The following is a 22,110-nucleotide window of genomic DNA, read 5'->3' on the forward strand; positions in this document are numbered from 1 at the left end:
ACACCCCCAGTTCTGGCACAATGAAAACCAGAACGTGAAGTGTTTGCACTTTACCCATGCCGCCCCTCTGGCCCCTCCTACAGGCCGCTGCTAGGGTCCGCGGCAAATCGGCCTTTCCCCGGGCCTCCCCGAAATTCAGGAGAGCACAAATGGCATTGAATGATGTTCTGGACCGGATCGACGCAGAGCTGGACGCCGCCACTGAACGGCTGATGGAGCTGTTGCGCATCCAGTCGATTTCGACCGATCCCGCCTATAAGGAAGACTGCGACAAGGCCGCCGACTGGCTGGTCGCCGACCTCAACGCCATCGGCATCAAGGCAGAAAAGCGCGCCACCCCCGGCCATCCGATGGTCGTGGGCCATGTCGGCGAGGAAAACACCGATGCCCCGCATGTGCTGTTCTACGGCCACTACGACGTGCAGCCGGTGGATCCGCTGGACCTTTGGAACACGCCGCCGTTTGAACCGCAGCTGGAAGAAACCCCGAACGGCACCGTGATCCGCGGCCGCGGCTCCTCGGATGACAAGGGCCAGCTGATGACCTTTGTCGAGGCCTGCCGCGCCTGGAAGGCCGTCAATGGCTCCCTGCCCTGCCGCATCACCTTCTTCTTCGAGGGCGAAGAGGAATCGGGGTCGCCTTCGCTGGTCCCCTTCATGGAAACCAACGCCGAAGAGCTGAAAGCAGATCTCGCGCTGATCTGCGACACGTCGATGGTGTCGCGCGGGGTGCCTTCGATCTCCTCCCAGCTGCGCGGCATGCTGAAGGAAGAATTCACCATCATCGGCCCCCGCATCGACCTGCACTCCGGCCACTATGGCGGCCCCGGCCTGAACCCGCTGCGCGAATTGTCCAAGATCGTGGATTCCTTCTACGACGACGAAACCGGCCGCGTCGCCGTCGAGGGCTTTTACGATGGCGTGCACGAAGTGCCTGCCGACCAGCTGCGCCAATGGCAGAACTGCGGCTTTGACGAGGCGGAATACCTGAACTCGGTCGGCTACACCCAGCCGCACGGTGAAAAGGCCTATTCCACACTGGAGCAGCAATGGGCCCGGCCGACGCTGGAGATCAACGGGCTCTGGGGCGGCTACAACGGCGCCGGCTCCAAAACCGTGATCCCGTCGGAAGCGCATTGCAAGATCACCTGCCGCCTGGTCGGCGACATGGATCCGGACGCGCTGCGCAGCAAGATCCGCACCCATGTGGAAGCGCGGCTGTCACCGGATGCCAAGGCAGTCTGGAAAAACAACTCCGCCGGTTCGCCAGCCTCGGTGATGAACATCTCCCGCCCCGAATTCGAAGCGGCCCGCTCAGCCCTTTCCGACGAATGGCAGCGCGAGGCAGTGTTCTGCGGCATGGGCGGCTCGATCCCGATCGCAGGCTTTTTCAAGTCGGTCCTGGACATGGATGCAATGCTCATCGGTTTTGCCAATGATGATGACGCCATCCACTCGCCGAACGAAAAATACGACCTGAAAAGCTTCCACAAAGGCATCCGCTCCTGGGCCCGCGTCCTGGACAATCTGTCGCGCAAGTAAAAATCGGCGGGGCGGCAGCTCCCAGCAACGCCGCCCTCGCCCCCGCAAGCGTTAAAGGGCTTTGCCGGCCCAAGCATTTTGGCAGCCTCCCGGAGCTGCCTGTTTCCGGTCCCGGCTGCCAGGCAGCTGACCGTCAAAGAGCAAAGCCGGCACTGCATCGCCGCCGCCTGTGAACGGAACACATCCGCAGCAAGCTCCCGCCCGTCATCCGGTCTTTGCAAAGACCGTCTTCCCGTTGGGCCTAGCGCCGCTTGCGCGGCGCGCGCCGTGCAAGGCACGGCGCCCGGCCCAAGGCTTTTAATAGCATCTCCAGATGCTTTAAAAAGGCGTGGGAGCCCGCGCTTTTCACCTGGATTTAACCCTCTGCTTCCGCCTCCTTAAGACTTGCTTATCACAAGCCCTCCAGACTGTCGGCAGACGCGCAACTGGCCTGCATGGATAGAGGCACATCATGACACACAGCAGATTCAAACGCCCGCCCGGGTTTGAAGGCACCCAAACCGATCCCGAAGAAAGCTATCGCGCCGGGTACCAGCACGGCACACGGGCCATGCTGCGGTACCTGGAATCCAATGAAAGCCCGGATCTGGAACGACTGAAAACCTGGATCGGCACCGAGCTGACGGAATGGCGCCACGATACCGAAGCGGAACCGCTGCCGCCGGCCCTGTGACGGGCAGAAGGTCGGCCGGGCTGGAACCCGACAGGCATCGGCCCGGCCTCTTGCCAGAGCCCCCGGTGCGGCGCACTTTGCAGGAATGACCACGACGATTCTGACAGACGGCCCGCAGCTGGCCGCATTCCTTGCGCTGGAAACCAAAGTCTGGGATGCGCTTGTTGCGGGCGACCCCGAGGCTGACGGACAAATGCTGTCGGCTGATTTCCTGGGCGTTTACCCCAGCGGATTCTCCGGCAAAGATGGCCATTGCGAGCAGCTCAGGGACGGGCCGGTGATGGCGGAGTACCGCCTCTCCGAGGCGCAAATCCGCCTCATCGCGCAGGACGCCGTTCTTCTCTGCTACCGGGCGGACTACAAGCCGGCAGACGGCCTCGACTGGAAAGCCATGCTTATTTCTTCGCTTTGGGAGCAGCGTGAAAACGGCTGGATCAACAGCTTCAGCCAGGACACACCCCTGACCAGCCCGTAGAGCCTGAGGCGCTGTTACCGACGTGCCGATGATCTGGACTTGAAAGTGAACTTGAAAGACAAATGGCGCGGTTGACGGGGCTCGAACCCGCGACCCCCGGCGTGACAGGCCGGTACTCTAACCAACTGAGCTACAACCGCGCATGGGCCTTTCGGCGGACCTGACACCAGGTCTATGTCCCCATCCGGGGCGGACCCTGAAGCGTCAGGGCGGCGGGCGAAAATGGCGCGGTTGACGGGGCTCGAACCCGCGACCCCCGGCGTGACAGGCCGGTACTCTAACCAACTGAGCTACAACCGCATTTTCGCCTTGCGGCGGACCGTTTCCGATCCATCCCCATCCGGAGCGGATCCTGTTTCACCCCAGGATAAGGCGCAGCAGTGGCGCGGTTGACGGGGCTCGAACCCGCGACCCCCGGCGTGACAGGCCGGTACTCTAACCAACTGAGCTACAACCGCCCGCTGCGATCCAGCATCGCTGCTGAATGTTGGGCTGTAATATTCTCAGCCCCCGGAGCCGTCAAGCGGTGTTTTGCCTTTTTCGGAACTTTCCCCGAAAAAAATGAGACACAGACAATAAGGCGCTGGAAACAAAAGAAAACCAGCCGAAGGATGATGGTCAGCGTAGCGGCAGCGCAGCATTGAGTTATGAGAGTGGCGGGCTGTGAGAAGCCCGAACCCCCGGCATCTTCACTGTAAACGACGCGCCAGACGCGCAGGGCATTGTTTTTGGGCAACGGCACGGCTTTTGAGGAGCGTGATTCCGGCGCTGCCGCAGGGTTTGCCGGTTCATGCTGGCTCACGGAACCTGGGAACGCTTCGCAAATTCTCCAGTTTCGAAACACTGGCCCGGCGGCCTGTGAACGGCGCAGGTTTTTGCAGCCGCTCCGTCCACGTCTTCATGCTCAGCGATCGGTCCTGCGGCATTAGCGGCCATCGCCATTGCCCCCGTTCAGTCAGCCGAATTTCTCGCGGCCAAGGCGCATGGCTAGCGCTTTGGCAGAGTTCGTGTGCCTCTGGGAAGACTTAACTTGCCAGGCGCAAGCCGGCACCGGGAGTATCAAAGCCGGCCTGGGGTTGGGCTGGTGATGGGCTCACTTTGAATGTTGTGGCCAGATCCGCCAAAGCGCGGGCATCTTCCTGCATGGTCCGTGTTGCCGCGGTCGTTTCCTCCACCATCGCGGCATTCTGCTGGGTCACGCTGTCCAAATGCGAAACGCCGGTATTGATTTCCGTAAGCCCGGTAAACTGTTCTTCGGCCGACGACGACACTTCCGAGGTCAGTTCAGAAACCCGCTGCACGTCCTCCACAATGTGGTTCAGAGACCCGCCGGCCTTGTTTACCAGCTGCACCCCTTCTTCAACGTGGCCGACACTGACAGAAATCAGTCCTTTAATTTCATTTGCCGAATTGGCAGCCCTCTGGGCCAGCGCGCGAACCTCAGAGGCCACGACCGCAAACCCGCGCCCGGCTTCCCCTGCCCGCGCAGCTTCGACGCCGGCATTCAATGCCAGAAGGTTTGTCTGGAAGGAGATATCGTCAATCGCGCCAATGATTTGAGACATTTTTTCAGAGGAGTCCGCAATCTCCTGCATCTTGGAAACGGCATCGCCAACGACGGAGTTTCCTTCCTCGGCAAAGGTTTGCGCCTTCGAGGCCACGTCGCTTGTTTCGGTGGTGGCCTCCGAAGACGCCCGCATGCTTGCGGTGATTTCCTCGACCGCGGCCGCTGTCTGCTCAAGCGTGGCAGCCTGAGTTTCAGTGCGCTGCGACAGTTCCTGAGCGGACTCAGCTATTTCATGCGCTGCACTGCTCAGGGCACTTGTCGAAGATTGAATTGTGCCGATCACCTCCGCCAGGCTGGACATCAGCCGGTTCACGGTTTCCCGCACGCCATTGTAGCGCTCAGGATAGCTGCTTTCCTCCGGGCCAGGCACAAGCTCTGAAAGATCCCGCGCCTCCATCCGTTCAATGCCTTTTGTGATGTAGTCAAAAGCGGTGTCCTGCTCGACGCGCTGCGCGGCGAAGTAGGCTTCAATTACATAATGTGTGTCGAGCGCGAAAGCGCGGTTCAAAGCCCCCAGCATTCCAAACAGGCGGTTGCGCGCCCTGGAAGAGATCGCGGTGCCGTATTGCTGGCCCAGGACCTCCTGGATGTAGGACGTGGCCCGGGCGTATCCCGAAAGATAAAGCTCGAAAGGAAGCTGAATTCTGAAATGAACGCGACCGATGGTCTCTGCGGAGGAATAGTACTCGTCAGAGAAATCACCGCTGAGCAGAAGCTGCCAATGCCGTTTCTGCGCGGACTTTGCATGGGTCAGAAGCTCGTCGTTGGGAAAGAACCGTGAAGCGTCGGTATCGGCCTGAGCGAACTCGTAGAACTTATCAAGAACTTGGTCGAGGTGCGGCCCCACCTTTGAATTTGCGCGGATGAGGTCATCTTTTTGCCGGCCATCGAGTGCAAATTTCGAGATGGTATTTTGTCGGTCGCTAGCAATCACGTCGTCTCTCCAAAAGTTCCGTTCCTATGGGTGGACAGAACTTTTAGTTTTCACTCATTAAAATACCTTTGCGGTGATTTTACCGCGTGTTTACTGAGGGTTGATGTCCAAAGGAGAAAAGTTGACCCAGCGTCAATTTGCGACATCGAATCAGTCGTTTTAGGGCTCGCCCGCCTCACAGAAATCCCGTTCAGAACCCGCCAGTTATAAGCTCGCCGGCCTATTTGAACGCTTGCAGTCGATCGGCGCCTGGCCTGCCGCGGAGAAGGCAGTCATCCCGCAAGCTTGGCACACGGCTATGCCGCGTCCCATAGATGGGACCAACTACTTCCTGACTTCACCCGGGATGGCAATCTGCACGAGCAAAAATACGACAAAATGCAGTCAAGGAAATATTGGGATCTAGATCTCTCCCCAGGACCGCAAAGCGCAAAGCAACTTCTCCAGCAGCAAACAGCTTAATAGCCGTATTGGCACAGACCACAACAATCCCAAGCCAACCGATGGCTCTCAAAAAACCAAATCAATAACTCCCTTGCTGGACGAGACGATCCGCTTAGCGCGGATCCTGCTGCCCGGCAGCTGTCCGTGCCGGCGCCGCTCTGCCCCTCACCTGGGGCCGGATCGATGTGGAGCGCGGCGTAATCCACCTGAACAAGCAGGACGGCACCAATAGAAAGGGCCGTGCCGTTGTGCCGATGAACGCCAGCACCCGCGCCGCACGGCCGACGTTCGCCTGCCCGGAGCAGACCTTCCAACCGAGAAGGTTTCGCAATTTCCCGGCCATAGCAACCTGCAAACCACCGTCAAAACCCATGCCCGGTTCCGCCCCGGTCAGATGCAGGATGCGGCCGAGGTTCTGGGTTTTAGGATCTTGCGGAAAACAAACCAGGTTCACGGAACCGCTGCGTGCTGCGCAGATACGCAGTCAGCAGAGCATCAATTCGAATGATTTCAGAAGATGGCATGGTGGGTCGTGAGAGGCTCGAACTCCCGACATCTTCGGTGTAAACGAAGCGCTCTACCAACTGAGCTAACGACCCGATGAGCGGGGATTTAGACAATGCCGGCGGGCAGCGCAAGAGGAAAAAGCAGAAAAATCCCGCCCGGCGGCAATGTCATTGCAAAACGGTTTCCGTCCCGTTTTCCAGCACATAGACACAGCCCTGCCCGTTTGGCAGCGCCGCCATCTGGTCGCGGTCCAGCCCGCAAACAATCCCGCGCATCACTTGCCCCAGCAAACCATGCGCCACCACCACAGACGGCCCGCGCAGCGCCTGCAGGAAATCCAGAATCCGCGCGTGGAAACTGGCATACCCTTCTCCGCCCGGCGCCTCGCAGAACAGATCCAGATTGCGCGGGTTTGCTCCATGGACCTGCGGATAGCGCGCAGCCACTTCGCTTAGCGTCATGCCCTGAAACACGCCGGCGAAGGCCTCGGCCAGCCGGGGGTCGGTCACGAACGGCGCGCCGCCCAATGCAATATCCGCTGTCTGCTGCGCCCGCCCCAGAGGCGAGACATAGCATTGCGGCCGTGCCGCCATCACCGGCTTCATCAGTTCTGCCTGCCGGCGCGCATGTTCAATCCCAAGCGGTGTCAGCGGCGATTCCAGCTGCCCCTGTATGCGGTGCTCTGCATTCCATTCAGTCTGCCCGTGGCGCAAAAGCCAGATCTTCGGAAAATTCATGCTCCCCCCGCTTTGCCTTGCCGGAAAATTGGTAGCGGCAAGGCGGCAGAAGCGGAACCCCGGAAAGACAAAAGGCGCTCAACCTTTTCAGGGAGCGCCTTCCGCAAATAATGGTGGGTGATAAGAGATTTGAACTCCTGACATCTTCGATGTGAACGAAGCGCTCTACCACTGAGCTAATCACCCGTGAGGCAGGCTTTTAGCGGTCCGCCGCAGTCTCCGCAAGAGGGTCAGAGGAAGTTTCTTCGCCCTCCTCTGCATTTTCTTGCCCCGGTTTCCGTGCAGCTGCAGCAGCCGCATCCGGCTGCCGCAGTTTGCAGACAAAGACCTTGCCGTTGCTGCGCTCCTGGCTGCGGGTGACGCGCAGCTTGCCCAGCGGCTTGAGGTTCAGCTCACGCCCCTCGGCGACTGCCTCCCCAAGCAGCGCAAGCACCGCCTCGATCACCGGCTTGGCATCCCGCTTCTTGATGCCAGAGCGCTCAACCGCCTGTTCCACCAGCTCTTTCTTGCCCAGTTCCGGCGCCGCGACCACCGGCTTGGCGGTCTCCACAACAACCGGCTCCGGCGCCGCAGCGGCCTCTGCAGCGGGCTTGGTCTCCGGCAGTTTCGGCAACGGTTCCGTTACTGTCCGCGGCTTGGCAGCCGCCGGTTTAGCAGCGGGCTTTGCCGCAGCAGACTTGGCTCCCGGCGCGGTCAGCGTGCCGCTTTTCCGGGAGGTTGATTTGCGCGTGCTGGTTTTGCGCGCGGATGCGCTGGTTTTGCTTGTAGCTCTTGCCATTGTTGCCCCACTTACCCGATTTACCGCCTGTTTCCGGCGCCAAGGCCTGCCTCAAGCAGACGCAGAGCTGCCCGGCAGGCATGTCCTGTCCGGCAAGCTTAGCACAGTAAATCCTATGCCGTGAACCGGTTAGCAGCCCGGCAGGGCATCGCGGCGGATCATTGTGCGCAAAGTGAAACTGGACCGGGTGTTGCGGATGCCTGGCACCCGCATCAGCCGGTCCTCCAGAAACCGGTCGAAATCCGGCAGATCCTCAGCCACCACCCGCAGCAGGATATCCCGGGTCCCGGTCATAAGGTAGCACTCCATCACCTGATCGAACTGCCGCACTGCAGTCTCAAAGGCGCTGAGCGCTTCGGTGGATTGCCGGTCCAGTTCGACCGCCACAAAAATGGTAACCGGCAGCCCCAGCTTGGCCTGGTCGACACGGGCCGAGTACCCGCAGATGACACCGCTTTCCTCCAGATTCGCCACCCTCCGCGCGCAAGGGGTCGGCGACAGGCCGACCAGCTCTGAGAGTTCCGAGATTTTCAGCCGCCCGTTGCGCTGAAGCGCAGCTACGATCTTGCGATCTATCGAATCCATGGCGCTTTCCCCTATCACTCCGGCATTTTGCAGAGATTACCGCCAAATTTAGCACCCTTGACATATGTTTTTAGTGAAAACCGGCGCTGCCGCCCCACTATCATCATGGCAAGTTGAGGAGGAGCGATCAAATGACAGTGACGGCCGTCGCATCAGGCACTCACGAAGAAATCTACCGGGTCGAGGAGCCTTCGGCCGGACTGCTCGGCTTCATTGCCGTTCATTCCACCCGCATGGGTCCGGCGGCGGGCGGGCTGCGCATGCGCCCCTACGCCAGCGAAGAGGACGCGCTGACGGACGTCAAGCGGCTGAGCGAAGGGATGACCTACAAGAATGCGGCCGCAGGGCTGCCCCTCGGCGGCGGCAAGGCAGTCATCATCGGCGACCCGGCCAAGGATAAGACACCGGCGCTGCTGCGCGCCTTCGGCCGCGCGATCCAGTCGCTGGAAGGCCGCTACATCACCGCCGAGGACATGGGCATGAGCCCGGCCGACATGGCCATCCTGGCTGAGGAAACCGACTGGGCCGCAGGGCTGGCAAACGGGCAATTTGCCAGCGGCGACCCGTCTCCGGTCACAGCCCAAGGCATTTTCAACGCCATCCGCACCGCCCGGGCGCACCAATGCGGCAGCCGCGCCCTGAAAGGCGTAACCGTAGCGGTGCAGGGTCTTGGCCATGTCGGCTGGTATCTGTGCCGCCTTCTTCATGAAGCCGGAGCCAAACTCGCGGTTACCGATATCGACAATGCCCGCACGGAGCAGGCTGTCGCGGCCTTTGGCGCCAAGGCTGTGCCACTGGCAGAGATCCACACTGTGCAGGCCGATGTCTTTGCCCCCTGTGCAATCGGCGGTGTGCTGAACGCAGAAACCATTCCGCAGCTGAAAGCCGGCATCGTCGCCGGCGGCGCCAACAACCAATTGGCCGGGCCGGAAGACGGCGCTGCACTGCATGCCCGCGGCATTCTCTATGCACCGGATTTTGTCGCCAACGGCGGCGGCATCATCAATGTGGCCACGGAAATTCTCAAGATTGCCGACCGTCAGGGGTTTGTCGCCGAGAAACTGAACGCGCTGGACGCAACCATGGCAGCCATCCTGGTTCAGGCTAAGGCGGAAAACGTCAGCCCGGACGCGGTGGCCGTCGCCGCCGTGCAGACCAAGATGGCCCAAAAAGCGGCCTGAAGATGCCTTCAGGGCCTGCCTTTGCCGCCCGGTAAGTTGCCTCAATAGAGGGAAGGCTCCCGCGCCAGGAAAGACTCCGCCTGCGGCGGCCTCCTACCTCGCTTTGGGCCCGGCAGCCTGCCCTGAACAGGGCAGGCTGCGCGCCGGACCGGAAACCGGTCCGGCGCCACGCCCAACAGGAGCGGTGGCACCCAGCGCCTCCGGCGACGGGCGGGAGCCTCACGGCCGCAAAACTCCGTAGCGCACGCAATATGATTACTCAGGTCAGCAGACCAGAGCGGAAGCGGCAACTGGAAAGGGCGGCCCCTTGGGACCGCCCTCTCAATTTCAGAACTCAGGGATCAATGCGCTGTGGCGCTGGCCCCGTCTTTGGATCCCTTCAGCGCCGCCTTGGCGGCCGCAGCCTCCTCGGCCTCCTCATCCCATTCGATGGGGTCCGGCTGCGACACCAGCGCGTGCTTCAGGACTTCAGACACGTGAGAAACCGGGATGATTTCCAGCCCCTCTTTCACGTTGTCCGGGATATCCGGCAGGTCCTTCTCATTCTCCTGCGGGATCAGCACCGTCTTGATGCCGCCGCGCAGTGCCGCCAGCAGCTTTTCCTTCAGGCCGCCGATCGCCAGCGCATTACCGCGCAGGGTAACCTCGCCGGTCATCGCGATGTCCTTGCGAACCGGGATCTGGGTCAGCACTGACACAATGGAGGTAACCATCGCGAGGCCAGCCGAAGGACCGTCCTTGGGTGTCGCCCCCTCCGGCACGTGCACGTGGATATCCCAGTTGTCGAACCGCGGCGGCTTGATGCCCAGCTTCGGCGAGACAGAGCGCACATAAGAAGACGCCGCTTCAATCGACTCCTTCATCACGTCGCCCAGCTTGCCGGTGGTCTTCATCCGGCCCTTGCCCGGAAGGCGCAGCGCCTCAATCGACAGCAGCTCGCCGCCAACCGAGGTATAAGCCAGCCCGGTCACAACACCGACCTGATCCTCTTTCTCGGCCAAGCCAAAGCGGAACTTCGGCACGCCCAGGAAGTCGTCGAGGTTCTCCGGCGTGACGGTCACGCTTTCGGCCTCTTTCTTGACGATCTTGGTCAGCGACTTGCGCGCGACCTTGGCGATTTCGCGCTCCAGGTTCCGCACCCCCGCCTCGCGGGTGTAGGTGCGGATCATCTCGGTCACCGCGTCCTCGGTCAGCTCGAACTCCTTGGCCTTCAGACCATGGTTCTTCACCTGCTTGGAGATCAGGTGCTGCTTGGCGATCTCGCGCTTTTCGTCCTCGGTGTAGCCCGAAAGCGGAATGATCTCCATCCGGTCCAAGAGAGGCCCGGGCATGTTGTAGCTGTTCGAGGTGGTCAGGAACATCACGTTCGAGAGGTCGTATTCGACTTCCAGGTAGTGATCCATAAAGGTGTTGTTCTGTTCCGGATCCAGCACCTCCAGCATCGCCGAGGCCGGGTCGCCGCGGAAATCCTGGCCCATCTTGTCGATCTCATCGAGCAGGATCAGCGGATTGGTGGTCTTGGCCTTCTTCAGCGCCTGGATGATCTTGCCGGGCATCGAGCCGATATAGGTGCGGCGGTGGCCGCGGATCTCGGATTCGTCGCGCACGCCGCCCAGCGAAATGCGGATGAACTCGCGCCCGGTCGCTTTCGCAACCGATTTACCCAGCGAGGTCTTACCCACGCCCGGAGGACCAACGAGGCACAGGATCGGCCCCTTCAGCTTGGCCGAGCGCTGCTGCACCGCCAGGTATTCGACGATCCGTTCCTTGACCTTCTCCAGGCCATAGTGATCCGCATCCAGAATCTCCTGCGCCTTGTTCAGGTCTTTCTTGACGCGGGACTTGTTGCCCCACGGGATCGACAGCATCCAGTCGAGGTAGTTGCGCACGACGGTGGCTTCCGCCGACATCGGCGACATGTTCTTGAGCTTCTTCAGCTCCGCATCCGCCTTTTCGCGCGCTTCTTTCGACAGTTTGGTTGCGGCGATCTTCTCTTCCAGCTCGGCGATTTCGCCTGCGCCTTCCTCGCCGTCGCCCAGCTCCTTCTGAATGGCCTTCATCTGCTCATTCAGATAGTACTCGCGCTGGGTCTTCTCCATCTGGGATTTGACGCGGGTCTTGATCTTCTTCTCGACCTGCAGGACCGACATTTCGCCCTGCATCAGGCCATATACCTTCTCCAGGCGTTCGGAAACGGACAGCGTCTCCAGCAGTTCCTGCTTGCGGTCGACCTCAATGCCCAGGTGGCCGGCCACCAGGTCGGCCAGCTTGGCCGGCTCAGCAGTCTCGCCAACGGCAGACAGCGCTTCTTCGGGGATGTTCTTGCGCACTTTTGCATAGCGCTCGAACTCATCGCCAACAGTGCGCACCAGCGCCTCGGTGGTGGTGATATCGCCTGGGATTTCAGTCAGTTCTTCGGCCTTGGCTTCGAAGAAATTGTCGTTCTCCAGGAACTCTGTGATTTTCACACGGGTCTGGCCTTCGACCAGCACCTTGACGGTGCCATCGGGCAGCTTCAGCAGCTGCAGCACATTGGCCAGCACACCCATGGTGTAAATGCTATCGGTGTCGGGATCATCCTCGGAAGGGTCGATCTGGCTGGACAGCAGGATCTGCTTGTCATCCGCCATCACCTCTTCCAGGGCGCGCACCGATTTTTCCCGGCCCACGAACAGCGGCACGATCATGTGGGGGAAGACCACAATATCGCGCAGCGGCAGTACGGGGTAGGAGGAATTGAGTGGCTCTTGCATACTCGGTCCTTTGGTTTGGCAAGACGGCCCGGCCCCGGCATCCGGCAGCTTTGGCCCGTCTCCTCATTGGAGGTCTTTATCTGGTGCAGCGGCGGCCGGTTTTCAACCGGCCGCCTTCAAGGCTGGGGCACACCTTGCCTGCAGCCGTTCCGGATCACAAGGCACGAATGAGGTAAAGATTTGGTGGCGATGTTCACTTTTTTCATTTTTGCCGCGCCCTTCTACCAGAGCCGTCCGGCGGTCAGCAGCGGCCGCTTGTTCCAGGCGTGGCGCTGCACCATTCTGCGCAGCCGCGCCTGCTTGTCCGGCAGCAGCCGGGCGGGCGGCCCCCGACCCGCCTCTGCGGCCCGCGCAGCCGACGGCAGCAGCCAGGAGATTTCCCGCTGCGCTGCCGGAGTCAGCCCTTTCAGGCTTTCCGGCGCCAGGTACAGGCTTTCGCAAGGCGCCCCTTCGGCGCGGACGACCTCATGGTGATCAAGCAGGAAATGATGGTACTGCACCCCAAGCCCCGGCAAAAACCGGGTGATCCCCGGCAGACCCGCCGCCCGCTGGCACCCCACCAGCACTTCCGGCTCGCCGAACATCCGCGCGATGATGGGCGATTTCAGCAGCAGCCGATGCTGCGGCGACAGCACCAGATCGCGGCGCGGATAGCCGCCGCCCAGCGCTCCGGCGGCGATATGCACCGGGCACAGGCTCGGCTTCGCCAGCAGATGCGCCCGGCTCAGCCGGTTGCACCCGGTCCAGACCACCTCCTGCAGGCCATTGTCCAGCGTCTCCACCCGGTCGCCCGCCCGCAGCTGCTCCACCGCCACTGCACCGCGCGCGGTGGCGATCCTGGTCCCCGCGGCGAAACAGGGCACAAAGCTCTGGCCATCGCTGGCAGAGGGGTTCTGCGCCGTGCCAAAACTGGCAATCGAATTGATGGTGACAGCTTCTACCGGATAGTCGTCCAAATCGTTGGCGCCCAGCCCGTAGTCATCGTCGATCATAACCATGAATACGTCGCCGGTCTCAGTCTGCACGATGCCGCCCAGCCCGGAGTAATCCGGAACCCCGCCCGGCAGGAACTCCACCGTCACATTGACATTGAAAATGGCGTCATACTGGGTGGTCACCAGCCCCGCGCCCAGATCATAGGTAATGGTCTCGGTGCCAGCGATGTCATTGCCCTCGATCGAGGCATCGTTGTCGTTATCGGTGGCCGTCACATCGACAATATGATTGGCCGCAGCATCCCCCGGCCCATAGTAAGTGCCCAAAAGCGCCGCCTGGTTCTCTGCCGAGCCATTGCCATCCACAGTATCCAGCTCTGCCAGATTGCCGAGATAAAGCATACTCATGGTGTAGCTTGGCATAAACAACTCGCGCTAAGATTTACTGCGTGCAACTCATCACAAAAAAATTGACAGCCGGTTACACCAACAACGCGCATTTCGCTGTTTGTTCTCTCTGGCCCTGCTACGGGCGGCACGAAACCCGCCCCCTGGAGCAATCTCTGATTGAAGCGGAACAGACCGCTGTTTTAGAACAGCCCGCACTCACACAATTCAGGAAGCACTATGTTCAAAAAACTATTCATCTCTCTAACCACTGCAGCTCTGCTCGCCAGCCCGGCCGTTGCGGAACCGGTCAAAGGTTTCGGTTTTTCCATGAAACGGGGCAAGCCCGCCATAAAAGGCGTTCTTGTTGTAGATGGGTACTCGCAGCAGCAAATCCGCAAAATGATGAGCGTTTACTGCAAGGGCGGTGACGTGGGCGCGCTGGAGCTGACCGGCAAACCGCGCAAAAAACGCGGTTATGTCCTGCAAAAATTCACCACGACCTGCCAAGGCGGACCGCTGGACCGGTTCAAGGGCAAGAACAGCTCTTATGAAATCGAGTACATCACCGAGGGCGAATACCGGAACAAGCACCTGGTGGAAATCACCACCTCGGACGGGCTGGGCAATATCCTCTACCTGAAGGAATTCGCCCGCCCCTGATACCGCCGGCCGCCGCAGGCGGCAAATACGCCCCCGGTGCGGGGCGTATTTTCTGTGTCACAGCCGCTCGATGTCCCCTTCAGCGCGCATGTCGTGGAAATCCTTCTGCCAGGCCTCGAACGCCCCCGCCGCAATCGCCTCGCGCATGCCGGCCATGATGTCCTGGAAGTAATGCAGGTTGTGCCAGGTCAGCAGCATGCCCGAGATCATCTCGTTGCTGCGGAACACATGGTGCAAATAGGCGCGCGAGTAGTTCGAACAGGCCGGGCAAGAGCAGTTTTCGTCCAGCGGCCGCGGGTCGTCCTGATGGCGGGCGTTCTTGATGTTGACCACCCCGTGGCGGGTGAAGGCCTGGCCGGTGCGGCCCGAGCGCGACGGCAGCACGCAGTCCATCATGTCGATGCCGCGCGCCACCGCACCGACGATATCGTCAGGCTTGCCCACCCCCATCAGATAGCGCGGCTTGTCCTCGGGCAGAAAGCCGGGCGCGTAGTCAAGGCAATCGAACATCGCCTCCTGCCCCTCGCCTACAGCCAGGCCGCCGACCGCATAGCCCTCGAAGCCAATGTTCTTCAGCGCCTCGGCGCTTTCCTCGCGCATATCCTGTTCCAGCCCGCCCTGCATGATGCCGAACAGCGCGTGCCCCGGCCGGTCGCCAAAGGCGTCGCGCGACCGCTGAGCCCAGCGCATCGACAGCCGCATCGACTCGGCAATGCGCTTGCGGTCGGCAGGCAGCGCCGGGCATTCGTCAAAGCACATCACGATGTCCGACCCCAAGAGCCGCTGAATCTCCATCGAGCGCTCCGGTGTCAGCTCATGCTTGGAGCCGTCGATATGGCTCTTGAAGGTCACGCCCTTCTCAGTGAGTTTGCGCAGCCCCGCCAGCGACATCACCTGAAAGCCGCCGGAATCGGTCAAAATCGGTCGCTCCCAATTCATGAACTTGTGCAAACCGCCCAAACGGTCGATCCGCTCCGCCGTGGGCCGCAGCATCAGGTGGTAGGTATTGCCCAGCAAAATGTCCGCTCCGGTTGCCCGCACGCTTTCCGGCATCATCGCTTTCACAGTGGCCGCCGTCCCCACCGGCATAAAGGCCGGGGTCCGGATCTCGCCGCGCGGCGTATTGATCACCCCGGTGCGGGCCTTGCCATCGGTGGCTTTCAGATCAAAGGAGAAACGGGCGGTCATGACAGATCCTTGGCTTTGGGCAGAGGCGGCAGCGGCAAACTGGCGCAAACCCGCAGCATTTGCCCGAAATCCTCAGGCAATTCAACCCTGCGGGGCTTGCCAGCGATAACCGCTAGACGCCATACAGATATTGAATACAGCGCCAGAAGACCTAAATGTATACTATTGCACACAAAAAGGCCGCGCAGTGAACAAAGCCAAGACACCCGGCGGCCAGGCAACGCCCCCTGCTCCGCCGGAGCCGGCCGCACAGCCTCCAGCCGGCGGGACAGCCGCCACGCCTGAAGCCGCCGCGCCGTCTGCCCTTATTGAGCAAGCAAAGGACCATTTCATGAACGAAGACCTCATCCTGGAGCTTCTCTCCAGCAACCTCCTCTACCTGCTTGGAGCGTTGCTGCTGATCATCATCATTCTCAAAGGCATCCGGATCGTGCCGCAGTCGCAGAAATTCGTGGTCGAGCGTTTCGGCCGTCTGCATTCGGTGCTGGGCCCCGGCATCAATTTCATCGTGCCCTTCCTGGATGCGGTGCGCCACAAGATTTCCATCCTCGAGCGCCAGCTGCCCAACGCCAGCCAGGACGCGATCACCAAGGACAATGTGCTGGTGCAGATCGACACCTCAGTGTTCTACCGCATCCTCGAGCCGGAAAAGACCGTCTACCGCATCCGCGACGTGGACGGCGCGATTGCCACCACCGTGGCCGGAATCGTCCGCGCCGAGATCGGCAAGATGGATCTGGATGAGGTGCAGGCCAACCGCGCCCAGCTGATCGGCCAGATCCAGGCCAGTGTCGAAACAGCCGTGGATGACTGGGGCATCGAGGTGACCCGGGCCGAGATCCTCGACGTCAACCTCGACCAGGCCACCCGCGACGCCATGCTGCAGCAGCTCAATGCCGAACGCGCCCGCCGCGCCCAGGTGACCGAGGCCGAGGGCCAGAAACGTGCCGTCGAGCTCGCCGCCGACGCTGAGCTTTACGCCGCAGAACAGGCCGCCAAAGCCCGCCGCGTGCAAGCCCAGGCCGAGGCCTATGCCACCCAAGTGGTCGCAAAGGCGATCCGCGAACACGGCATCGAGGCGGCGCAATACCAGGTGGCGCTGAAGCAGGTCGAGGCGCTGAATGCGCTTGGCAACGGCGACGGCAAGCAGACCATCGTCCTGCCCGCCCATGCGATGGAAGCCTTCGGCGATGCCTTCAAGCTGCTGAAAGGACGCCTGTGATGGAAACCCAGCTCTGGACGCTCTGGTGGGTCTGGTGCGCTGCGGCGCTGGTGCTGGCCATCCTTGAGGTCCTGGTGCCCGGCTTTGTCTTCCTCGGCTTCGCCATAGGCGCAGGCTTCACCGGTCTGCTGCTGCTCGCCACCGGTGCCGCCTGGGGCCTGCCGCTGCTGCTCTTGATCTTCGCAGGCATCTCGCTCGCGGCCTGGCTGCTGCTGAAACGCTTCTTCGCCTTGCCCAAAGGCCAGGTGAAGAAGTTCCACCACGACATCAACGACTGACCGGCGGGCGCGGGAGAACAATTGCGCGCGCCCTGCCCCCTTGCTGGGCCGTGCCGGAAAATGGTGCAGCCAGAAGCCGTCTGACATAGTCCCGGGGTGTGCCAGGTCATCTGAGATTTGCCCTGGCTTGAGCCTGTCTCTCATGGCTTTGCGGCAGCATTTGCGAGGCGGCAGCTTTTACCTCTCCCCCGCCGGGCACTCCTGAACGGCAGCATCCCACCCCCCCTTATGCACCCGCGGCCTGATATTGCGGGCAAACCACGGCGCTGCCGAACATTTTCAGCCCAGCCGGATCAATGCCGCTCGCGTTCAAAGCTTCCCTGGTCTGCTCGCGAAGCCCGGTCCGGGCTCAGCGCCCGCACTTGCAGTCCTAAAACTCCATCGCAAACAGACCAGTGCTTTGCAGGCGTGCGCCTGCGCGTTTTCAGGATGAGCCGTACGGCGGCTGCATGCGGAGTAGCGGCTAGATGCGGGTCAGGCATTGCGGAGGCCGCCGACCCGCTGCCTTCAAAACCGAAACCCCACCCCGGCCAGCAGCCCGTGGGTCACGGCGTCGTGGCGGAAGAAGCTGTCGGTGCCGCGGGTACCTTCCTCGTATTCCACCCCCAGCCCGCGGTAGAGCACGTAGATGGAGGCGCGCTCCCAGCGGTCGTAGACCAGGCCGCCCATGGCCGACCAGCTTTCATCCGAGCCGCCGCCCAGGCCAATGTCGCCCTCCAGCAGCACCGAGAACTCAGGCGACAGGCGGCGCTGCCAGCGCAGGCCTGCTACCAGGTCGGTCCAATCGCCGCCGCGGCGCAATGCGCCGCCCGGCAGACCGGCAATCACGTCCACATCCCAATGGCGCAGCCCGCCGAACAGCTCGAACCGGTCGCGGCCGCGCCCGAATTGGTAGGTCGCCACCGCCTCGGCCAGGTTCTGATCAAAGCTCACCGGCACAGTCCCCGCGGCGCTGGCTGCATCAGCATCCGAATCCAGCACCGCATAGCGCAGGCGGAACCCGAAGCTATTTGCGTGAACACCCTCAAACTGCAGCATCCCGCCGGCCTGCAGCTGGCCGAACACATCGCCCGCGTCAATCGACACATCGCCGCCGATCTGCCCCAGCTCGGTTGTGCTTTCAATGGACGGCGCCACGACAAACGGCGTGAACTGCCAGTCCCAGGCCCCTTGAGCGCCGGCTGCGGCGGCGCAGCCCAGCAGTGCGCCCAGCACCGGCAGGACCAGCGCCAGCGCGGCGGTTGCAACAGTTCGAAGAGGCGCAGTCGGGTCAGGCATTGTCTCTCCCCGCTTCTGCCGGAGCCCGCAGCCCGGACCGGCACGCGCCTGCCAGCCTGCTGCGCCCGGGCAGCATTTCAAAAACATCTTGGGGGAACCACAACTTAGCGCGGCAAGCGGTTCAAATCAAATGATCCCGGAAAGGCAGTTAACAGAACTTCTGCGCGGCGGCAGCGGCCGCCTCTGGACGCCGGGCGCCAGTTTTCCTATATAAACGGTCGGAATATCAGACCGGGATCACCATGACCAACCCTTCCGAACCTCTCGAAGGCGCACCGCTGATCGCGCCCTCCTCCGTCAGCCACCCGCTGTACGAGGCCGTGACCGATGCCTGCCGCACCGTCTATGACCCGGAAATCCCGGTGAACATCTACGAGCTGGGGCTGATCTACACGATCGACATCAGCGACGAGAACGACGTCAAGATCATTATGACCCTGACCGCGCCGGGCTGCCCGGTGGCGGGTGAAATGCCGGGCTGGATTGTTGATGCGGTGTCACCGGTGGATGGCGTCAAAAGCGTCGATGTCGAGCTCACTTGGGAGCCGCCCTGGGGCATGGAGATGATGTCCGACGAAGCCCGGCTGGAACTGGGGTTCATGTAACCCCGGCACCCTCTCCGGGTGCCTTTGTCACAAGACCTTAACCTGCCGGTTACAGAACTGCCCTCTGGCTGTTACACAATTGCGCTCTGGTGCCGGCAGATTTGCAGCACCGGAGTTTTTCATGCGCCTTGCCCTGCTTCCGGCGGCCCTTTGCCTGCTTCCCGGGGCGGTCTTTTCCGCCCCGCCTGAGGTCGGCCTCAGCTACGGCCCCCGCCCGGCCTATTTGATCAGCAAACTGCCCGAAGGTCCGCTGAAGGACAAACTGCAGTCCTGCGCCGCTCAGACGCCTGCCCGCTCGGATTTCTCCATCGGCCACCGCGGTGCGCCGCTGATGTTTCCGGAACATACCGTCGAATCCAACGTGGCCGCCGCACAGATGGGGGCCGGCATCCTGGAATGCGACGTGACCTTCACCAAGGATCTGGAACTGGTCTGCCGCCACGCCCAGAACGACCTGCACACGACCACGGACATCCTGACCACGGATCTGGCCGAAACCTGCATCGCCCCGTTCACTCCGGCAAGCGGCGAGACACCTGCCAAGGCCGAATGCCGCACATCCGAGCTGACCCTGGCCGAATTCCGCAGCCTGCGGCCCAAGATGGACAGCGCCGACAGGACCGCGGCAACGGCTGAGGCCTATCAGGGCGGCACCGCGGCCTGGCGCACCAACCTATATGCCGACGGTGCCACCAGCATGACCCATGCGGAGTCGATTGCGCTGTTCAAATCCTTGGGCGCCAAGTTCACGCCCGAATTGAAGGCACCGGCCGTGGCGATGCCCTTCAACGGTTTCACGCAAGCGGACTACGCCCAGAAACTGATCGACGAATACAAGGCTGCGGGCATCCCGCCTGCGGACGTCTGGGCGCAAAGCTTCAGCCTTGACGACGTGCTCTACTGGATTGAGCACGAGCCCGCGTTCGGCAAACAGGCGGTGCTGCTGGACAACAGCTACCGCTGGGAGGGGTTTGACGCAAACAACCCGGACACTTTCCCGCTCGATTTTGCGGATCTGCACGCCAAGGGCGTCAACTACCTCGCGCCGCCGATGTGGATGCTGGTGACGCTCGAAGACGGCAGGATTGTCCCCTCAGCCTATGCCCATGAGGCCAAAGCCGTGGGCCTCAAGCTGATCACATGGACGCTGGAGCGTTCCGGCCCGCTGGCCTCGGGCGGCGGCTGGTATTTCCAATCCGTCAAGGACGCCACCACCGGCGACGGCATGACTTACCAGCTCTTGGATGTGCTGGCTCAGGATGTGCAGGTCGAAGGCGTCTTCTCCGACTGGCCCGCCACCGTCACCTACTATGCGAATTGCATGGGGTTCTGACCGCCGTCCCTTTCCTATTGTCACATAGCCCCGGCAACGGCCGCCTCCCCGCCCAGGAGGCGGCCTCTTTAATTTCCGCATCAGAGATTTATGTTATTCTGCCGTCCGGTCCTGATTCCGCGGCGATGCGGGGTTGAGCCGCCCCGGCACCCATCCTAGATAGATGGGAAGTGTAAGGAGAAACCCATGTTCGGCATTCCCGGCAAACAGGCTGTGACCATGACGCCCAAGGCGGCGGCGCAGATCGCCAAGCTGATGGCCAAGGACGGCCATGCAGGCCTGCGCATCGGCGTCAAGAAAGGCGGCTGCGCGGGCATGGAATACACCATGGAATATGTCGACGCGCCTGACACCAACGACGAGGTGGTGGAACAGGACGGCGCCCGCATCCTGATCGCGCCGATGGCGCAGATGTTCCTGTTCGGCACCGAGATCGACTATGAGGTGACGCTCTTGGAAAGCGGCTTCAAGTTCAACAACCCGAACGTCTCCGAAGCCTGCGGCTGCGGCGAGTCGATCTCCTTCAAGGAAATGCCCGGCGCCTGATCCCTCTGCCGGCAGCGGCACATTGCGAAGACAACAGCAGGCGGGGCTTTCCCCGCCTTTTTGCTGCTCTGCACAGCCCTCAAGCGAATTGCGCCGACCCGCTGCCGGTGCTACCAGTCACGCCCAAATGACGAGGATCGGAGGCACCCCCATGCGGCGGAAACTGGCAGCAGGCAATTGGAAGATGAACGGCACCGGCGCAAGCCTGGCGGAACTGGCAGCGCTGGCTGAAAGCCATGGCTCTCCGGCCGCAGACATCCTGATCTGCCCCCCCGCCACCCTGCTGTCGCGCGCAGCCGACACCGCCAGGGGCAGCGCTGTCGCCATTGGCGGCCAGGACTGCCACGCCGACACCTCCGGCGCCCACACCGGCGACCTGTCTGCTGCCATGCTCAAAGATGCAGGCGCCTCTGCCGTGATCCTCGGCCACTCCGAACGCCGCGCCGACCATGGCGAGACCGACGCGCAGGTCTGCGCCAAATCCGAGGCCGCTATCTCTGAGGGCCTTACCGCCGTCATCTGCCTCGGCGAGACCCTGGAGGAGCGCGAATCCGGCGACACCCTCAAAGTTGTCGGCACCCAGCTCGCAGGCTCCGTCCCGGCCTCCGCCACCGGCGCCAATACCGTGATCGCCTATGAACCGGTCTGGGCCATCGGCACCGGCAAGGTCCCGACTCTGGAGCAAATTGCGGAAGTGCACAGCTTCCTGCGCGCGGAACTGACCGCCCGTTTTGGCGCCGAAACCGCAGACAGCATCCGCCTGCTCTACGGCGGTTCGGTCAAGCCGTCCAATGCCGCAGAGATCTTTGCCGTTGCAGACGTCGACGGCGCCCTGGTCGGCGGTGCCAGCCTGAAAGCAGCGGATTTCTCGCCGATCATCGCGGCCCTTGAAGCCAGCTGATACGCGCCTGGCGGCGCGTGCCTCCCCTCTCGGCGGCAAAGCCGCCTGCCGGGCAGCGGGACGGAGGTATTTACGACCAGAAAGAAGCAGCAGGCTCGCGTATCTTGCGCGGGCTTTTGTTATTTGAAGGTTTCCAGGCGGATACTGCTGTTGGTCTCGATGACCATCGGCAGGCGGCGGATTTCAGCCAGCAGCTGGTCCAATTTCGGCAAAGACGCCACCCGCAGCTCAACCGCGAAATCATAGCTTCCGTTGACGGACGAAACCGCCTCCACTCCTGCCATCCCGGTCAGCCTGGCCACCGTCTGCCGGCTGTCCCCGGCGGACAGCTTCAGCAGCACCAGCGCATCGACCAGTGCGGTTTGCGCCTCCTTGCCCAGTTCGACAGTGAACCGCGCAATCACCCCGGTGGCGCGCAGCCTGTCGATCCGGTTCTGCACCGTCGGCCGCGACACCCCCAGCTCCCGCGCCAGCTCCGCCGCAGAACGCCGGGCGTCGCGGCTCAGCAGGCGGATCAGCTCCCGGTCGGTTTCATCCATGACGCTCACACTTTCATTGCAGCATTCAACTCATTCATTTCGGCATATATCTGGCGAAAA

At 62.0% G+C, this 22,110-nt stretch carries 22 protein-coding genes and 5 tRNA genes; 11 read left to right on the forward strand and 16 right to left on the reverse strand.

Annotated features, from left to right (window positions below; genetic code table 11):
• The first annotated feature begins 149 nt into the window (after window positions 1-149).
• The 3 genes from RA19_RS12600 to RA19_RS12610 all read left to right on the forward strand — a co-directional run bounded on the left by RA19_RS12600 (window position 150) and on the right by RA19_RS12610 (window position 2,689).
• Entirely contained in the window at window positions 150-1,541 is a 1,392-nt protein-coding gene (locus RA19_RS12600) for a M20/M25/M40 family metallo-hydrolase (RefSeq protein WP_039163085.1), read from the forward strand.
• A gap of 451 nt (window positions 1,542-1,992) precedes the next feature.
• A complete protein-coding gene (locus tag RA19_RS12605) occupies window positions 1,993-2,214 on the forward strand; it encodes a hypothetical protein (RefSeq protein ID WP_039163086.1) in 222 nt (73 codons plus the stop codon).
• A gap of 85 nt (window positions 2,215-2,299) precedes the next feature.
• Window positions 2,300-2,689, forward strand: a complete 390-nt coding sequence (locus RA19_RS12610; protein ID WP_039163087.1) for a nuclear transport factor 2 family protein — start codon at window positions 2,300-2,302, stop codon at window positions 2,687-2,689.
• A 63-nt stretch (window positions 2,690-2,752) separates the two neighbouring features.
• Here the strand turns inward: RA19_RS12610 and RA19_RS12615 are convergent.
• From RA19_RS12615 to RA19_RS12660, 11 genes are all read right to left on the reverse strand, one after another.
• A tRNA-Asp gene (locus RA19_RS12615) sits at window positions 2,753-2,829 on the reverse strand.
• Between the two features lie 83 nt (window positions 2,830-2,912).
• Window positions 2,913-2,989 (reverse strand) — tRNA-Asp (locus RA19_RS12620).
• Between the two features lie 81 nt (window positions 2,990-3,070).
• Window positions 3,071-3,147, reverse strand: a tRNA-Asp gene (locus tag RA19_RS12625).
• A complete protein-coding gene (locus RA19_RS26585; RefSeq protein WP_152615756.1) occupies window positions 3,138-3,491 on the reverse strand; it encodes a hypothetical protein in 354 nt (117 codons plus the stop codon). Before RA19_RS26585 ends, RA19_RS12625 begins: the two co-directional genes overlap by 10 nt.
• A 223-nt stretch (window positions 3,492-3,714) precedes the next feature.
• Window positions 3,715-5,190 (reverse strand): methyl-accepting chemotaxis protein, encoded by a 1,476-nt coding sequence (locus RA19_RS12630; protein ID WP_052261773.1) that lies wholly within the window; start codon window positions 5,188-5,190, stop codon window positions 3,715-3,717.
• A gap of 967 nt (window positions 5,191-6,157) precedes the next feature.
• Window positions 6,158-6,233 (reverse strand) — tRNA-Val (locus tag RA19_RS12640).
• A 75-nt stretch (window positions 6,234-6,308) separates the two neighbouring features.
• Window positions 6,309-6,878 carry a histidine phosphatase family protein gene (locus tag RA19_RS12645; protein WP_039163092.1) on the reverse strand — a complete coding sequence of 190 codons (570 nt, stop codon included), beginning with the start codon at window positions 6,876-6,878 and terminating at the stop codon, window positions 6,309-6,311.
• A gap of 111 nt (window positions 6,879-6,989) precedes the next feature.
• Window positions 6,990-7,064, reverse strand: a tRNA-Val gene (locus tag RA19_RS12650).
• A gap of 13 nt (window positions 7,065-7,077) precedes the next feature.
• Entirely contained in the window at window positions 7,078-7,491 is a 414-nt protein-coding gene (locus RA19_RS27400; protein ID WP_275041728.1) for an HU family DNA-binding protein, read from the reverse strand.
• 37 nt (window positions 7,492-7,528) lie between these two features.
• Window positions 7,529-7,699, reverse strand: coding sequence for a hypothetical protein (locus RA19_RS27410; RefSeq protein WP_241479066.1), 171 nt, complete (start codon window positions 7,697-7,699; stop codon window positions 7,529-7,531).
• An 86-nt stretch (window positions 7,700-7,785) separates the two neighbouring features.
• Window positions 7,786-8,241 carry an Lrp/AsnC family transcriptional regulator gene (locus RA19_RS12660; protein ID WP_039163095.1) on the reverse strand — a complete coding sequence of 152 codons (456 nt, stop codon included), beginning with the start codon at window positions 8,239-8,241 and terminating at the stop codon, window positions 7,786-7,788.
• Window positions 8,242-8,372: 131 nt separating this feature from the next.
• Here RA19_RS12660 and RA19_RS12665 point away from each other — a divergent pair, with 131 nt between their 5' ends.
• Window positions 8,373-9,422, forward strand: a complete 1,050-nt coding sequence (locus RA19_RS12665; protein WP_039163097.1) for a Glu/Leu/Phe/Val family dehydrogenase — start codon at window positions 8,373-8,375, stop codon at window positions 9,420-9,422.
• A 341-nt stretch (window positions 9,423-9,763) separates the two neighbouring features.
• Here the strand turns inward: RA19_RS12665 and lon are convergent, their stop codons facing one another.
• Both lon and RA19_RS25795 read right to left on the reverse strand, forming a co-directional pair.
• Window positions 9,764-12,175 (reverse strand): endopeptidase La, encoded by a 2,412-nt coding sequence (gene lon / locus RA19_RS12670; RefSeq protein ID WP_039163099.1) that lies wholly within the window; start codon window positions 12,173-12,175, stop codon window positions 9,764-9,766.
• 221 nt (window positions 12,176-12,396) lie between these two features.
• Window positions 12,397-13,518: a Hint domain-containing protein gene (locus RA19_RS25795; RefSeq protein ID WP_193748268.1), complete on the reverse strand. Its 1,122-nt coding sequence runs from the start codon at window positions 13,516-13,518 to the stop codon at window positions 12,397-12,399.
• A 219-nt stretch (window positions 13,519-13,737) separates the two neighbouring features.
• Between RA19_RS25795 and RA19_RS12680 the strand changes: the two genes are divergently transcribed.
• The gene (locus RA19_RS12680; RefSeq protein ID WP_039163100.1) at window positions 13,738-14,160 is read left to right on the forward strand and encodes a hypothetical protein; all 423 of its coding nucleotides are present in this window, start codon (window positions 13,738-13,740) and stop codon (window positions 14,158-14,160) included.
• A gap of 57 nt (window positions 14,161-14,217) precedes the next feature.
• Here RA19_RS12680 and tgt read toward each other — a convergent pair whose 3' ends face one another.
• Window positions 14,218-15,348: a tRNA guanosine(34) transglycosylase Tgt gene (tgt, locus tag RA19_RS12685; RefSeq protein ID WP_039163103.1), complete on the reverse strand. Its 1,131-nt coding sequence runs from the start codon at window positions 15,346-15,348 to the stop codon at window positions 14,218-14,220.
• 331 nt (window positions 15,349-15,679) lie between these two features.
• On the opposite strand from tgt, the gene RA19_RS12690 reads away from it, so the two are divergent.
• Both RA19_RS12690 and RA19_RS12695 read left to right on the forward strand, forming a co-directional pair.
• Complete coding sequence (locus RA19_RS12690; protein ID WP_039163105.1) at window positions 15,680-16,570, forward strand: SPFH domain-containing protein; 891 nt, start codon at window positions 15,680-15,682, stop codon at window positions 16,568-16,570.
• The gene (locus RA19_RS12695; RefSeq protein ID WP_039163108.1) at window positions 16,570-16,848 is read left to right on the forward strand and encodes an NfeD family protein; all 279 of its coding nucleotides are present in this window, start codon (window positions 16,570-16,572) and stop codon (window positions 16,846-16,848) included. Before RA19_RS12690 ends, RA19_RS12695 begins: the two co-directional genes overlap by 1 nt.
• 507 nt (window positions 16,849-17,355) lie before the next feature.
• Here RA19_RS12695 and RA19_RS12700 read toward each other — a convergent pair.
• Window positions 17,356-18,126 (reverse strand): hypothetical protein, encoded by a 771-nt coding sequence (locus tag RA19_RS12700; RefSeq protein ID WP_039163110.1) that lies wholly within the window; start codon window positions 18,124-18,126, stop codon window positions 17,356-17,358.
• 242 nt (window positions 18,127-18,368) lie between these two features.
• On the opposite strand from RA19_RS12700, the gene RA19_RS12705 reads away from it, so the two are divergent.
• The 4 genes from RA19_RS12705 to tpiA all read left to right on the forward strand — a co-directional run bounded on the left by RA19_RS12705 (window position 18,369) and on the right by tpiA (window position 21,511).
• Window positions 18,369-18,731 carry an SUF system Fe-S cluster assembly protein gene (locus RA19_RS12705; RefSeq protein WP_039163112.1) on the forward strand — a complete coding sequence of 121 codons (363 nt, stop codon included), beginning with the start codon at window positions 18,369-18,371 and terminating at the stop codon, window positions 18,729-18,731.
• Between the two features lie 121 nt (window positions 18,732-18,852).
• Entirely contained in the window at window positions 18,853-20,064 is a 1,212-nt protein-coding gene (locus tag RA19_RS12710; protein WP_039163114.1) for a glycerophosphodiester phosphodiesterase family protein, read from the forward strand.
• 186 nt (window positions 20,065-20,250) lie between these two features.
• A complete protein-coding gene (locus RA19_RS12715; protein WP_039125798.1) occupies window positions 20,251-20,610 on the forward strand; it encodes a HesB/IscA family protein in 360 nt (119 codons plus the stop codon).
• A 151-nt stretch (window positions 20,611-20,761) separates the two neighbouring features.
• Window positions 20,762-21,511: a triose-phosphate isomerase gene (tpiA, locus tag RA19_RS12720; RefSeq protein ID WP_039163116.1), complete on the forward strand. Its 750-nt coding sequence runs from the start codon at window positions 20,762-20,764 to the stop codon at window positions 21,509-21,511.
• A 119-nt stretch (window positions 21,512-21,630) separates the two neighbouring features.
• On the opposite strand, the gene RA19_RS12725 is transcribed toward tpiA, so the two are convergent.
• On the reverse strand, window positions 21,631-22,050 hold the full coding sequence (locus tag RA19_RS12725) for an Lrp/AsnC family transcriptional regulator (protein ID WP_039163117.1): 420 nt from the start codon (window positions 22,048-22,050) through the stop codon (window positions 21,631-21,633).
• Between the last annotated feature and the right edge of the window lie 60 nt (window positions 22,051-22,110).

This window comes from Leisingera sp. ANG-M1, assembly GCF_000813745.1.
GTDB lineage: Bacteria > Pseudomonadota > Alphaproteobacteria > Rhodobacterales > Rhodobacteraceae > Leisingera.